This window comes from Chryseobacterium sp. HMWF035 (assembly GCF_003094695.1).
Taxonomy (GTDB): Bacteria; Bacteroidota; Bacteroidia; order Flavobacteriales; family Weeksellaceae; genus Chryseobacterium; species Chryseobacterium gambrini.
In genome coordinates, this window is record NZ_QEHP01000121.1 from 35,152 (window position 1) to 49,016 (window position 13,865).

Annotated in this window: 10 protein-coding genes and 1 tRNA gene; 5 read left to right on the plus strand and 6 right to left on the minus strand. The window is 36.8% G+C overall.

Going from position 1 to position 13,865, the window contains the following annotated elements:
• The first annotated feature begins 52 nt into the window (after positions 1 to 52).
• Genes DD829_RS18000 through DD829_RS18015 form a run of 4 tightly spaced genes read left to right on the plus strand, consistent with a single transcriptional unit; the run spans position 53 to position 5,727 of the window.
• The gene (locus DD829_RS18000; RefSeq protein WP_076389885.1) at positions 53 to 1,942 is read left to right on the plus strand and encodes a DNA topoisomerase IV subunit B; all 1,890 of its coding nucleotides are present in this window, start codon (positions 53 to 55) and stop codon (positions 1,940 to 1,942) included.
• Between the two features lie 49 nt (positions 1,943 to 1,991).
• Positions 1,992 to 2,468 (plus strand): hypothetical protein, encoded by a 477-nt coding sequence (locus DD829_RS18005; RefSeq protein ID WP_076389887.1) that lies wholly within the window; start codon positions 1,992 to 1,994, stop codon positions 2,466 to 2,468.
• An 11-nt stretch (positions 2,469 to 2,479) separates the two neighbouring features.
• Positions 2,480 to 5,062 carry a DNA gyrase/topoisomerase IV subunit A gene (locus tag DD829_RS18010; protein ID WP_108409793.1) on the plus strand — a complete coding sequence of 861 codons (2,583 nt, stop codon included), beginning with the start codon at positions 2,480 to 2,482 and terminating at the stop codon, positions 5,060 to 5,062.
• Positions 5,063 to 5,073: 11 nt separating this feature from the next.
• Positions 5,074 to 5,727 (plus strand): rhomboid family intramembrane serine protease, encoded by a 654-nt coding sequence (locus DD829_RS18015; protein WP_108409794.1) that lies wholly within the window; start codon positions 5,074 to 5,076, stop codon positions 5,725 to 5,727.
• A gap of 466 nt (positions 5,728 to 6,193) precedes the next feature.
• Here the strand turns inward: DD829_RS18015 and DD829_RS18020 are convergent, their stop codons facing one another.
• From DD829_RS18020 to DD829_RS18050, 6 genes are all read right to left on the minus strand, one after another.
• Entirely contained in the window at positions 6,194 to 8,692 is a 2,499-nt protein-coding gene (locus tag DD829_RS18020; RefSeq protein WP_116548009.1) for a T9SS type A sorting domain-containing protein, read from the minus strand.
• A gap of 829 nt (positions 8,693 to 9,521) precedes the next feature.
• Positions 9,522 to 10,373 carry a peptide chain release factor N(5)-glutamine methyltransferase gene (gene prmC / locus DD829_RS18030; protein WP_108411342.1) on the minus strand — a complete coding sequence of 284 codons (852 nt, stop codon included), beginning with the start codon at positions 10,371 to 10,373 and terminating at the stop codon, positions 9,522 to 9,524.
• Between the two features lie 10 nt (positions 10,374 to 10,383).
• Complete coding sequence (locus tag DD829_RS18035; RefSeq protein WP_108411343.1) at positions 10,384 to 11,529, minus strand: retropepsin-like aspartic protease; 1,146 nt, start codon at positions 11,527 to 11,529, stop codon at positions 10,384 to 10,386.
• 8 nt (positions 11,530 to 11,537) lie between these two features.
• Positions 11,538 to 12,296, minus strand: coding sequence for a peroxide stress protein YaaA (yaaA, locus tag DD829_RS18040; RefSeq protein ID WP_108411344.1), 759 nt, complete (start codon positions 12,294 to 12,296; stop codon positions 11,538 to 11,540).
• A gap of 4 nt (positions 12,297 to 12,300) precedes the next feature.
• Entirely contained in the window at positions 12,301 to 13,002 is a 702-nt protein-coding gene (locus tag DD829_RS18045) for a CPBP family intramembrane glutamic endopeptidase (protein ID WP_116548011.1), read from the minus strand.
• A gap of 52 nt (positions 13,003 to 13,054) precedes the next feature.
• The gene (locus DD829_RS18050; protein WP_076389901.1) at positions 13,055 to 13,666 is read right to left on the minus strand and encodes an L-threonylcarbamoyladenylate synthase; all 612 of its coding nucleotides are present in this window, start codon (positions 13,664 to 13,666) and stop codon (positions 13,055 to 13,057) included.
• A gap of 101 nt (positions 13,667 to 13,767) precedes the next feature.
• Here DD829_RS18050 and DD829_RS18055 point away from each other — a divergent pair.
• Positions 13,768 to 13,840: transfer RNA gene (locus DD829_RS18055), tRNA-Met, on the plus strand.
• The last annotated feature ends 25 nt before the right edge of the window (positions 13,841 to 13,865 follow it).

Sequence of the window (13,865 nt, forward strand, 5' to 3'; positions counted from 1 at the left end):
TTCGGATAATTTTCTTCAATTTCGTACTTTTGTATGTTTGCTGAAATTATATATGTCACAAGAAATAAATCCGATCTATTCCGAAGATAATATCAGAACCCTCGATTGGCAGGAGCATATCCGCCTGCGTCCCGGAATGTATATCGGGAAGCTGGGAGACGGTTCTTCCGCCGATGATGGTATCTACATTTTACTGAAAGAAATTCTGGACAACTCCATCGATGAGTTCAGGATGAAAGCCGGTAAAAGAATTGAAATAAAATTAGACGACGGTAAAGTTACGATCCGGGATTTTGGGCGTGGAATTCCGTTGGGAAAAGTAGTGGATGCGGTTTCTAAAATGAATACCGGAGGGAAATACGACAGTAAAGCCTTTAAAAAATCCGTAGGTCTTAATGGGGTGGGTACAAAGGCAGTTAACGCCCTTTCCGATTATTTCCGTGTCCGTTCTTTCAGAGACGGAAGGATGAAAGTTGCAGAATTTTCAAGAGGACTTATCACCGAAAACTTCGAGGAAAAAGATACATCAGACAGAAACGGAACGGAAATCTCCTTCATTCCGGACGCCGATATTTTCCTTCATTTTAAATTCAGAAAAGAGTATATCGAAAGAATGCTCCGAAATTATGCCTATCTTAATCCCGGATTAAAAATTCTTTTCAACGGAGAAACATTCTTCTCAGAAAACGGTTTGAAAGATTTGCTGGACGAGGAGCTGGAAAACGAAACGCTTTACCCGATTGTTCATCTGAAAGATAATGATATTGAAGTTGCGATTACGCATACCGATAAATCGCAGACAGAAACGTACTTTTCATTCGTTAACGGACAGAACACAACACAGGGAGGAACGCATTTAAACGCTTTCCGTGAGGCTTACGTGAAAACCATCCGTGAGTTTTTCAATAAAAACTTTGATGCATCCGATGTGAGAAAATCTATTGTGGCAGCGGTTTCCATCAATGTAGAAGAGCCGGTTTTCGAATCTCAGACCAAAACAAAGTTAGGATCCAATGACATCGGACCGAACGGACCAACCGTAAGAACCTTCATCATTGACTTCCTGAAAAGTAAATTAGATAATTTTTTACATAAAAACCCTGAAGTTGCCGAAGCGATCCAACGAAAGATTTTAATCTCGGAAAGAGAAAGAAAAGAGCTTTCCGGAATTCAGAAATTAGCGAGAGAAAGAGCCAAAAAAGTTTCTCTGCACAACAAAAAGCTTCGCGACTGCAGACAGCACTACAACGATCAGAAAAACGAAAGAAAAGGGGAAACCCAGATCTTTATTACGGAAGGAGATTCTGCATCCGGATCCATTACAAAATCCAGAGATGTGGAAACTCAGGCGGTATTTTCTCTGAAAGGAAAGCCGTTAAATTGCTATGGTTTAACCAAGAAAGTAGTGTATGAAAACGAAGAGTTCAACCTCCTTCAGGCAGCTTTGAACATTGAGGAAAGTCTTGAGGATCTTCGATACAATCAGGTAATTATTGCCACCGATGCCGATGTCGACGGAATGCACATTCGTCTGCTGATGATCACGTTTTTCCTTCAGTTCTTCCCGGATCTGATTAAAAACGGACATCTTTACATTCTTCAGACACCGCTATTCAGGGTGAGAAACAAAAAAGAGACAAGATATTGCTATACAGAGCAGGAAAGAGTAAAAGCGCTGAATGAATTGGGAAAAAATCCTGAGATCACACGATTTAAGGGATTGGGAGAGATTTCTCCTGATGAATTCAAGCACTTTATCGGGAAAGACATCCGTCTGGAACCTGTTGTGGTAGGAAAAGATCAGACCATCGATCAGCTTTTGGAATTTTATATGGGAAAAAATACACCAGACAGACAGGTTTTTATTCTTGAAAATTTAGTGGTAGAAGATCCGGATATAGACAAAAAAGAAATATTGAGTGAGATCATAGATGAAAATTAATTAAAATTCTTATTTTAGAAAAACACAAAAATTCACAAACACATTTAATATGAGACTTAGTAACCGTAACAAAACTTCGGTCTACAGCTTCATAACTACCTTGCTGGCTATGCTGTTAGTCGGAGGTGTCGGAGCTTATATTCTGGAGGAATACAAATTTAAAATCCTTGGATGGGAAGGCGTACTGCTGATTATTGTTCCCGTATTTTTAATTGTATTTTTCTATCTTAACGGAAGGCAGATTTTTGAATATGACAGTGACGGAGAAGCGCTTCATTTCAGAAACCGGAATATCATTCCTTTTCTGCATAAGCCGCTAAGTGATGAATTCCCGAAGTATAAACTGCAGAAATTTGAGATTATTGATCTTTTCTTTATGAAAAGGCTTTATGTTACCATCTCAAGCAAAAACAGCGGTTCCACTACTTTAAGATATGAAATTTCATATCTTACCAAAAGAGAAATTAGTGATTTAAAAGTTTCCTTAAATAAGGTCGTTAAGGCCAATAAAGAGAAAAAGAGTTAATAAATTAAAGAATGACAGAAGAATACTCGCATGAAGGCGAAAGCTTAAAAAAAGTTTCAGGACTGTATAAAGACTGGTTCTTGGATTATGCTTCTTATGTAATTTTAGACAGGGCAATTCCATCGGTTTATGACGGATTTAAGCCTGTTCAGCGAAGGATCATGCATTCCATGCGGGAGCTGGAAGACGGACGTTACAATAAAGTTGCCAATATCGTTGGAAACACCATGAAATATCACCCTCATGGTGATGCTTCCATTACGGATGCGATGGTGGGAATCGGCCAGAAAGAACTTTTGATTGATACACAGGGAAACTGGGGAAACATCTACACCGGAGACTCTGCAGCGGCAGCAAGATACATCGAAGCCCGATTAACGCCTTTTGCACTCGAAGTGGTTTTCAATCCGAAAACAACGGAATGGGCAAAATCGTATGACGGCAGAAATAATGAGCCGATTGATCTTCCTGTAAAATTTCCACTGCTTTTAGCGCAGGGCGTTGAAGGGATCGGAGTCGGGCTTTCAACCAAAATTCTTCCGCATAATTTTAACGAACTTATCAATGCTTCCGTAGCGTATCTGAAAGGTAAAAAGTTTGAGCTTTTCCCTGATTTTATGACGGCGGGTTATCTCGATGTTTCCGAATACAACGACGGACACCGTGGCGGAAAGGTAAGAGCCAGAGCCAAAATTTCCCCTTACGATAAGCATACCCTTATTATTACGGAGCTTCCGTACTCTAAAACAACAAGTGATCTGATTGATTCCATTATTAAAGCCAATGAAAAAGGAAAGATCAAGATCAAAAAAATTGAAGACAATACTTCCGATAAAGTTGAAATCCTGATCCATCTTCATAATGATGTTTCGCCGGATAAAACCATTGACGCTTTATACGCTTTCACCGATTGTCAGGTCACCATTTCTCCGAATGCCTGTGTAATTGTCGGCGATAAGCCGATGTTCATGAATGTTTCTGATATTCTGAAAATGAACACCGATCATACTGTTTCTTTGCTTAAAAAAGAACTGGAGATCGAGCTTCATGAGCTTCAGGAAAGCTGGCATTTTTCTTCACTGGAAAGAATTTTTATCGAAAACAGGATTTACCACGATATTGAAGAGGTAAAAACATGGGAAGATGTTCTGAAAACCATTGATGCAGGACTGAAACCTCATACCGGACATCTTTTAAGAGCCGTAACGGAAGAAGATATTTTAAAACTGACAGAAATCAGAATCAAGAGAATCTCAAGATTCGATTTAGATAAATTCAAAGAAAATATTGCTGCGCTGGAAGGTAAGATCGAGCAGGTGAAACATCATCTTGCGAATCTTATTCAGTACGCGATAGATTATTATCTGAACATTCAGAAAAAATACGGTAAATACAGACAGAGAAAAACTGAACTTAGAATTTTTGATACCATTGATGCAACAAAAGTTGCGGTTGCCAATGAAAAGTTCTATGCCAATTTCGAGGAAGGCTTTATCGGAACGTCTCTGAAAAAAGACCAGTATCTGTTCGACTGTTCGGATATCGACGACATCATTACCTTCCGAAAAGACGGAAGCATGAAAGTGGTAAAAGTAGAGGCAAAAACATTTATCGGAAAAGATATTCTTCATGTTGCGATCTGGAAGAAAAACGATAAAAGGACGGTCTACAATATGATCTACCGCGAAGGAAGGGAAGGACCTTACTATATGAAGCGTTTTTCCGTAACTGGTGTTACACGAAATACAGATTATCCTTTAGCTTCGGATAAAAAAGGATCGGAAGTGCTTTATTTTTCGGCAAATCCAAACGGAGAAGCTGAAACAGTGACAGTTCTTCTGAAACCCAATCCAAGAATCAGAAAAAATAAAATGGACATCGATTTCTCAGAACTGGCGATTAAAGGTCGTGATTCCAAAGGAAATCTGGTGACAAAATACTCCGTTAAGAAAGTGGATCTGAAGGAAGAAGGCGTTTCTACATTAGCACCGCGAAGAATCTGGTTTGATGATACGGTGAGAAGACTGAATGCAGACGGAAGAGGAACTTTACTGGGAAGCTTCAAAGGGGATGATAAAATTTTAACCATCAACACCAACGGAGAAGCAAAATTAGTTTCCTTTGATCTCGGAAACCGCTTCGATGACGAATATCTGGTGCTGGAAAAATGGCGTCCGAATCAGCCGGTAACCTGCATCTATTACGATGGTGAAAAAGATATTTATTTCATCAAACGCTTTTTATTTGAAAACACGCCGAATGTACAGACTTTTATGCCTTCGGAACATTCGAAATCGTTTATTGAAAATGTAATTGTTGCCAACGGAGCTACTGCCGAAATTATTTTCGCAAAAGACAAAGGCAAAGAGCGAGAGCCGGAAGAAGTGAATATCGATGAATTTATTGCCGTAAAAGGAATCAAAGCCATTGGAAACCAGTTTACAAAATTCAAGGTAAAATCCATCAACATCAACATTCCTGAACCTGTGGAAGAAGAGCCGGAAGTCTATGAAGATCCGGAACCTATGGCGGGATTTGATGAAGACGGAACCATTGGAAACCTGTTTCAGAATGACGATAATACAGAACATTAAATGTTGAAAAAATGAATATTTTAATAGCAATCATCATCATAACCGCTGTTATCAGTTTTGCAGCTCCCATGGGAAGTGCCAACTTTGAGAAATATAAATTCAGTGTAGGCGCCATATTAAACAGGAAAGAATACATACGTTTGCTTTCTTCAGGATTTCTGCATGCAGATATTATGCATCTGGTGTTTAATATGCTTACCCTGTATTTTTTCGGTCCGGTTGTTATTCAGGGATTTGGAAATTTAGGTTTTCTGATCATTTATTTCGGATCAATCTTGCTGGGAAATATGTTTTCGCTATTTGTTTATCAAAGACAGCCTTGGTATTCCGCCATTGGAGCTAGTGGAGGAGTTTCGGGAATTTTGTTCGCATCCATTGCCCTGATTCCGCATTTAGAAATCTATATGTTTTTCATTCCCATCGGAATTCCGGGATATATATTTGGTCTTGTTTATTTCAGCTATTCTGTTTATATGATGCTGAATCCGAATCACAACGATAATATTGGTCACGCCGCGCATTTAGGAGGTGCATTTTTCGGTCTTATTTATGCAGTTGCCAATCAGCCACAGGCGGCGATTGAAAATTCAATGTATCTCGGAATTATGTCACTTCCTTTGATTTACCTGGGGTATGAGATTTTTGTGAAGAAAAGAATAGGATAAGGATTTCTTACAGATAAATTTAAAAGCAATGAATTATATGGTTCATTGCTTTTTTATTGAAGCTCAAGACAGATAAAAATCTTTTAATTGAGTGTAAAACCAGTCTTTTATACTGAAAATTGAGTGTAAAAAACTGGATTTTAATAATAAAAGAATCAAAATCCACCTTAAAAGACTCTTCAGTGAGGCAAAAAGGCTAAACAAAGAATATAAAAGACTGAATTTTGAAATCAAAAGACTGGATATTCAGTCTTTTTTGGGAATGGCGAATGTTTTAGACTTGAATTTCTTTACATTTTTATCAATAAAATTGTTTAAACTACTTCAATAATAAATCGTTTGTTTCAATGCAGATTAAGTCTTGCATCATTTCAGAAGTTATTCCGGAATAAACCTTTACATTCAAAATTAAAAAACCGCCCCAGAAATGAGACGGCTCAACAAAATGTTAATGATCTGATTTTATTTATTTTTTAATGATCTTCTGATTAATTATTTCCTTATTGGTTTTGATCTGAACAAAGTAAATACCGCTGTTAAGTTCGCGGATATCTACATTTTTTACATTTCCTCTGATGGTCTTTAAGATTTCGCCTCCGTTGTTAATGATAGTTATCCATTCCACGGTATCTGTGGATGATATGCTGAAAGAATTTTCAACAGGATTCGGATAAATGGTTAATCTCTGTGATACTTTATTCTCTTGGGTTGCTAAAATAGTGGCAGAAGCATATTCTGTTTTAATGTAGAATAAATTTGCCACACTTCCTTTGGTGATGGAATGCGAACCTGCGGGAATATTTGAAACGTTCACGATCCCTGAAGAAGCTGTATAAGAAACATTATCCACCTTAATTGTTCCGCCGAAACTAGGATCAAACACAAGTGTAAGCGAAGACGGAGCAGAAGTTGTATAAGTGATTCCTGTTGCAGATTCTATCTTTAATCTCTTCGTTAAAGTTAATCCGTTATAAGTTGCAGAACCATCCGTAGAATTCATATTTGCAGATGTAAACGTATAGAAAGAACTCGTTAAATTGGATGTTGTGAAATTGTGAATTTCATTTCCCTGCGGATTGGTTCCTGTTGGCGTAATCGAAATGCTGCCTGTTCCTGAAACCGGAGTTCCCGCAGAACCTACTGTTGTTATCGTAAAATCCAGATCCGCAGTCGGTGTTCCGGAAACAGTAATTGTTTTTGCCGTAGTATTTTTAACAAAGCTGATTCCCGAAGCCGGAAGTCCCGTTACGGTAGCATCCGTTGCTGTTCCTCCCCATGTAAATACCATCGGAGCTATTGCGCTTCCCGAAGCTACGGTCTGATCATTATTGGAGGCAATCGTTAAAGTCTGTGAGCTTACCGGAGCGGCAGTTTCTCCCTGCACCGATACAAGCGAAGACGTATAATTTTGCAGCAAACCCATCAATCCTGTATTTACGGCATCAGAAGTATCATCAACAGCGTTATTGAAAGTCCAGTTAATATCTCCCCCGGAAACTCTTCCGGAGTATTGTGTCGTTTTATCTTTTGCAGTTGCTGGAGCATCCGGAACCAGAGCGTTAACATACAAAGTATTATCCGTATCAAAATTATTGTACGTTCCGTTTCCCTGTAATGCTTTAATGTTGGTTCCTAAAACTTCAGTTCTCGAGGAAGCCACATAAGCATCAAAATGGCTTGCTGCTGTGGAAGAATTGTAAGGAATGAAAGCAGTCTGTCCCATCATAAAATTATTAAAAGCTTTTACAACGCCTCCGTTTTCTCCTGAAAAAGTTCCGGTTGCACCATTGGCAACATCAGTTCCCTGCTTGGAGATCAGGATCGGATATTTAGCATTTCTGAAATAATTTCCTTCTACAAAAACAGAAGAGCCTAATGTAGAGCCCACTCCGTATTTAGAATTTCCGTCGTAATAATTGTTGTAAACATGGGCAGAATAATACCTTACTCTCGGATGTCTGGAATCTGAATGATCAAACCAATTGTGGTGATAAGTAATGTACAATCCTGAAGTTGTTCCTTCGCTTAAACCCAGAAGACAGCTCTTTCCGTTATCCCAGAAATGATTGTAAGAAAAAGTAATGTACGTAGATTTTTTCGCATCCAGAGCGCCGTCTCCTTTTACCTGATCCGCATCACTTCCCGGTTTCCCGTAGAAAAGATCGCAGTTATGCGCCCAGATATAACTGTTGTCCTGCTGTAAACTCAGATTGTCTCCTTCCGCAGCATCAGTCAGCATAAATCCAAGATTTCGGACTTCAATATTGGTGGCATTTTTAATTCTGATTCCCCATCCGTTGATCAGGGCATCCGAACCGACTCCTTCCAGTGTGATGGAGCTTGCGGCGATATTCTTGTTCTCTACAACCGCATCTCCGTTCAACAGATAGCTTGGATCGGTAATGTTTCCTATAAATCTGATAGCCAGAGGACGGGTGTCATATCCCTTTTTAAACCCATCCAGAATCGTCTGCAAACCAACACATGGATTCGCTGTCGCTCCCGTTACATTAAGCGAAACCGTATTTTTATTATTTTGAGTTATATAAAGAACCACGGCATTAGCTTTTAGCGTTCCGTCCAGATTGTAAGCACCGGGAACTCTTCCGTTGCTGTGCGCAAAACCGTTTCTGTCATGAGGAAGAACGGTAACCGAACCTGAAACTGTGGCACTTCCTTCCACATTATTTGTAACAGGAGCTACTTTTATGGTGTAATTTCCGGGGCTTAATCCTAAAATATCCGCACGAAAATAAGAACCATAATTTCTGATTAACTGATTATCAATTATTTTGTTGGTGAAACCGCCGCCTGTGTAATAGACTCTGTAACTGTCGGCTCCGCTTACGGGATTCCATTTTACATAGGCTGTTTCCAGCCATCCGGTTGCCTGTGTAATCGTTACCTGTGCATTCAGCAGAAAAGAGCCGAAGACCAGAATAAAAAATGAAAAGAGTTTTTTCATGATTAATAATTTTTTAAGAGATTTAAAATTAATTCAATAATGTGTAATCGATTACACACAAATATATATAAATATTTAAATTAAATATTTTTGTTGTGAAATTTGTTTGAAAAAAGTTTTAAAACCCTTTATTGTTCAATGATTGGTGTGATTTGTTGAAAATTGTTTAATCGTATAACCTGAATTAAAGCTAATGATTTTGGATTACCAAAAAATCAGTATAAATACTGAAAAGCTATTTTGTCATGAAAAATTAAATGAAGATTGGTTAAAATCCAGTTAAGTTTTTTAAAGTTTATACGCAAGTTTGATTGAAACCTAAAATAAAAGATGAATCTGTATGAATTTTTATTTAAAATGAAAAGATCAAAAAATGCGCTTAAAATTTATCAAAATGTTGTGTTTTTTAATTGTGAAGTTGTTTAAACTAATTTCAGAATTAACCACAAAAGGCACAAAAGACAATGTTAAAGCGAATTTCATTAATAATCAAAGCCCTCAAAAGAATAAAAATCAAAGATTTTTAAAAACTATGGTGAAATTTTTCATTTATAATTATCAGCCTAAATAAAAGTTTAGTTATCTTTTGTGACTTTTGTGGTTAAATAAAAACTTTAAACAGACTCTGTGCTAACCTTCAGCTCGTTGTTAAGTTTTTAAATCAATATTAACTTTAACTGAAATTTAGGATAAGCTTTGGTTAAAGCCAATTGTTTTCTTCATTATTAAATTAGCTAAAGCTCAGGAACGCTAAGCATCTCCAGAATATGATTGCTACACATATAAAACTCCATAGAGTTTTATTTAAACAGTCATCAACCATTCATATTTACTTCCTCCCAAAAACAAATCGGTCATTTTCCGATAAATCTTTGATTAATGCTGCCTCTTCAAAATCATTACGATATAAATCCAGTGTTTCTGGTCCTAATTTCTGATTGATTTCCAAAAATAACAGTCCGTTTTTGTTCAGGTATTTTTTAGAATCTTCGGCAATTTTTCGGTAAAAAATCAATGCATCGGAAGTAGGAGAGAAGAGTGCCATGGTCGGTTCAAAACCTTTTACGGAATGTTCTATTTCCTGTTCTTCATCTTTTCCGATATAAGGCGGATTTGAAATAATGACATCAAAGTTTTCTTTTAAATCAAAATTCAGATAATCTGCATGAATGAAATTGATAGTAAGCTGATGAAATGCTGCATTTTTTCTGGCAACTTCCAGTGCTTTTTCAGAAAAATCGATAGAACTAACTTCCGCCTGCGGGAAATGTTTTTTTAAAACCAACGGAATGATTCCGCTTCCTGTTCCGATATCCAGAATTTTTAAACTTTGAATATCAGACGCTGAACTTTTAATCTTTTTTATTGCCAATTCCAGAAGCTCTTCCGTTTCAGGACGGGGAATCAGCACATTTTCATTCACAAAAAATGTCATTCCGTAGAAATCTGTTTCGCCTAAAATATGTTGATAGGGTTTTGACGTTTTTAGCTCCGAAATAACTTCAAGAAGCCTTTTTTCATCTTCCGAAAGCAATTCGTGTTCTGCAAATCTTCGCTGCTGAAATGTATCAAACCCAACAATTTTTTCGATGAATATTGAACTCAGAAATGCAGATTCCGAGTCTGTATATAAAGTGGAAAGTTCTGTTTTGAAGTAATTTTTTAGTTCTGAAATGGTCATTTTTAGACAATTATTTTAAATGGCTGCTGCTTTTAATCTCAATTTTTTCGCCGTTTTCTTTTTCCAGGATATAATCTTCTTTGCTGAAATATGCCCATTGCAACAGCTCGCATTCCGTAAATTCTGATGCATTTTTACCATTGATCGATTTGATGTGATCTCCGATCTGTACGTTTTTTGCCGTAGAATTTTCGTTCATATTTTTTGAAATTACGGTGAGCTTACCGTCGATGAAAAAAGCTTTGGCATCCATTTGTTTTTTAGGAAGCAATGGTTTTCCGGACTGTTTTAAGTAGAAAGCATTTTCGTTAAAATTCATGATTAAAACATCTGAATACTGGCTGAAAAAATTAATACCAATTTTGGATTCCTTTGTTTTATTAATGGTTACCGGCAATTGACGGATTACAGTCTGATCCAGTTTTATTTCATCAACAAAAAAGGTGCTGTAAGATTCGGGATTTCCCAAACCGCTCAGTCCCATATTCGTAGAAACGAATTCATCGGCTTGATTTTTAGACTTTTTTTCATCAAAAATAGTATTCATGATGTCCGTATCTTTAGAATTAATTTCCATTACACCTGAAAATCCGGTATCTAACAAACAGTTTTTAAAGGTTTTGTTCTGAATGGTAAAATCAATTAAAGGTCTGTTGCTGTTATAGTAAACCGTCCATTTATGATAAGAGCGATCCGTTGGAAATGGTTTTTCTGAAATATAAATAAGCTTTTTCGTAAAATCTATTTTCCAGTTGAATTTTTTAATGAAATCCTGTCCCAGAAGCAGCAGATTGGTGCAATACAAAAAAGGCATATCAAACGTAACTCCTTTAAGATTTTTTACCTCAAAATTTCCTATGGAAAGCGATTCTATTTTTGTGCTTTTAATCTTTATCTTTTTGTTGCTGGAATCGTTGATGGTTTTATTGGAATCCAGAATTTCTACTCCGGCAGTTTTATTATTGATAGAATTGCTTACGGAAACAGCGGCTCCCGTATCGAGCGCAAATTCTATCGTTTTTCCATTCACTTTTCCCGAAAATGTAAGCAGTTGCTTTTCCAGAGAAAAAGAGATAGAATCGATCTCTTTTTTTTGAGAATAGCAAAAGGTAATGGTAAAGAAAAGCGTTAAAAGTAAATAATTTTTTTTCATCATTTCAGTGTTTATCGTACAAAAACCAGTTTATTTTCAGTGGATTTTTCTTCATTAATGAGATAACCTTCGTAGTTGAAAGCCTTCACATCATCCAAAGTCTGTGCATTGGTCTGTCCGCAAAATCTTGCAACCAGACCTCGTGCATGTTTCGTGTAAACTACAATGGTTTTCAGTTTTCCTTCTTTTAATTCGTAAAAATCGAAATCGATAATTTGATGGTTGAGTTTTTTACGGTCAACCGCTTTAAAATATTCATTACTTGCAAGATTTAGGAGGATTTCATTCTTTTTCATTTCAGAATTTAGCTGTTCCGTTATCTTTTCTCTCCAGAATTCGTAAAGATTTTTATATTCATCAAATTCAAAAGGTCTTCCCATTTCCAGCCTGTAAAGCATCACTTTGTCCGAAGGTTTCAGCAATCCGTATAATCCGGAAAGGATTCTCTGGTTTTTCTGAAGATAATCTACCGCATCTTTGTCTAATGTTTTGGCATCCAAACCTCTGTAAACTTCTCCTGTAAAGGCAAATAGAGCAGGAGCCGATTCTTTTGCGGAAGGTTTTGCTTTCCATTTTTGGTTTCTTTCCCAGTTTTCGTCTGCTAATTTGGCGGAAATTTCCATCAGCTCAGAAAGATATTTCGGCGATTTTTGTTTTAAATAAGAGTGTATAAATTCTGACTGTTCAATGAATTTAGGGGTGGTGGTTTTCAACAGGTCGCTTGAATTTTCCACATTCATTAATTTGGCAGGGGATGTTACTATTTTCATAATGTTAAAAGACAGATAAATGTTTGAAATTGATAAGATTCATGATCATCAGTGAGACAAAATCGTACATAAAATGACACATGATTACAATCTTAATGTTAGAATATTTTTTATAAAACAAAGCAAAAACAACTCCAATGAATAAAGGAATGATCACCTGACTTATCGTTCCATACGTCATGTGAAGAATGCCGAATAGAAGAGCGGAAACTGCAATGCCTGCGTATTGATTTTTATAAATTTTTTCAATTCTCGGCTGCATATAACCGCGCATCAGAAGTTCTTCCACCACTCCCGCTGTTAAGCAGGTAAAAATAATCAATGGATAATTGTTTTTAAAAATTAATGAAAGCTGTGCGATTTTATCACTCGTATTTTCGTGGGTGATGATTTTGATGAAAAGATTTAAAAAAGCTCCACCAACGGCACAAATTAAATAAAGACGGAGTATTTTTTTCAGATAAAATGTGAAAGAATAGTTTTTGTCTTTCCACAGCAGAAAAGATTGTTTTTCGATAAAGAAACTGTACAGAAAAGTAATTGCCAAAACTATCCAGAGCACCATTCTGGAATATAAAAATGCAGTTGCAGTAAAGGTTTTTTCTCCCGTCATCATTGTAATAAAAGGAAAAATATACAGCATTACTGCGGCGAGCAAAACAAATGTAAGAAGAATTCCTAAGGAATATTTTCCGTTCAGACTCATACTAAAAACCTTCAACCATCATTTTAAATAAAAAGACAAAGCTTTTTTATAATTAAATATTTCCTTTTCCCTGACGGATAATTTCAGGTTCTCCCGAAGTAAGGTCTACAATTGTGGAAGCCATATTATCTCCATAACCGGAATCAATTACGATATCAACCAGATGATCGTATTTTTCGGCGATCAGTTCAGGATCGGTAGAATATTCAATGATTTCATCATCATCTTTAATGGATGTGGAAGCAATAGGATGTCCTAATTTTTCAACAATTAATTGTGGAATCGGATGATCGGGAACACGGATTCCGATGGTCTTATGACCTTTGTAAGCCAGCGGCAGACTTTTATTGGCATCCAGAATGAAGGTAAAAGGTCCCGGAAGATGGCTTTTCAGAAATCTGAAGATAGACGTGTCAATCGGTCTTGTAAAATCCGAAAGATGGCTTAAATCATTACAGATAATGGAGAATTTTGACTTTTCGAGCTTTATTTTTTTGATCTGGGCAAGCTTTTCCATCGCTTTAATATCAAAAATATTACAGCCTAAAGCATAGACGGTATCGGAAGGATAGATAATTAATCCACCATTGTTTAAGGTTTTAATTACCTCATTGATAAGGTTTTCCTGAGGGTTGTCCGGATAAATTTTCAATATTTTTGCCATACCTCAAAGATACGAATATTAAAATAGTTTTCATGAAAGTCCTTTATTTAAAAGAAAAATTAGGAGTTTTAAAAATAATTCGTATATTTGCAGTCCAATATCGCGGGATGGAGCAGTAGGTAGCTCGTCGGGCTCATAACCCGAAGGTCATCGGTTCGAGTCCGGTTCCCGCTACTAAGTAAACGTTTGTCGGTAACGT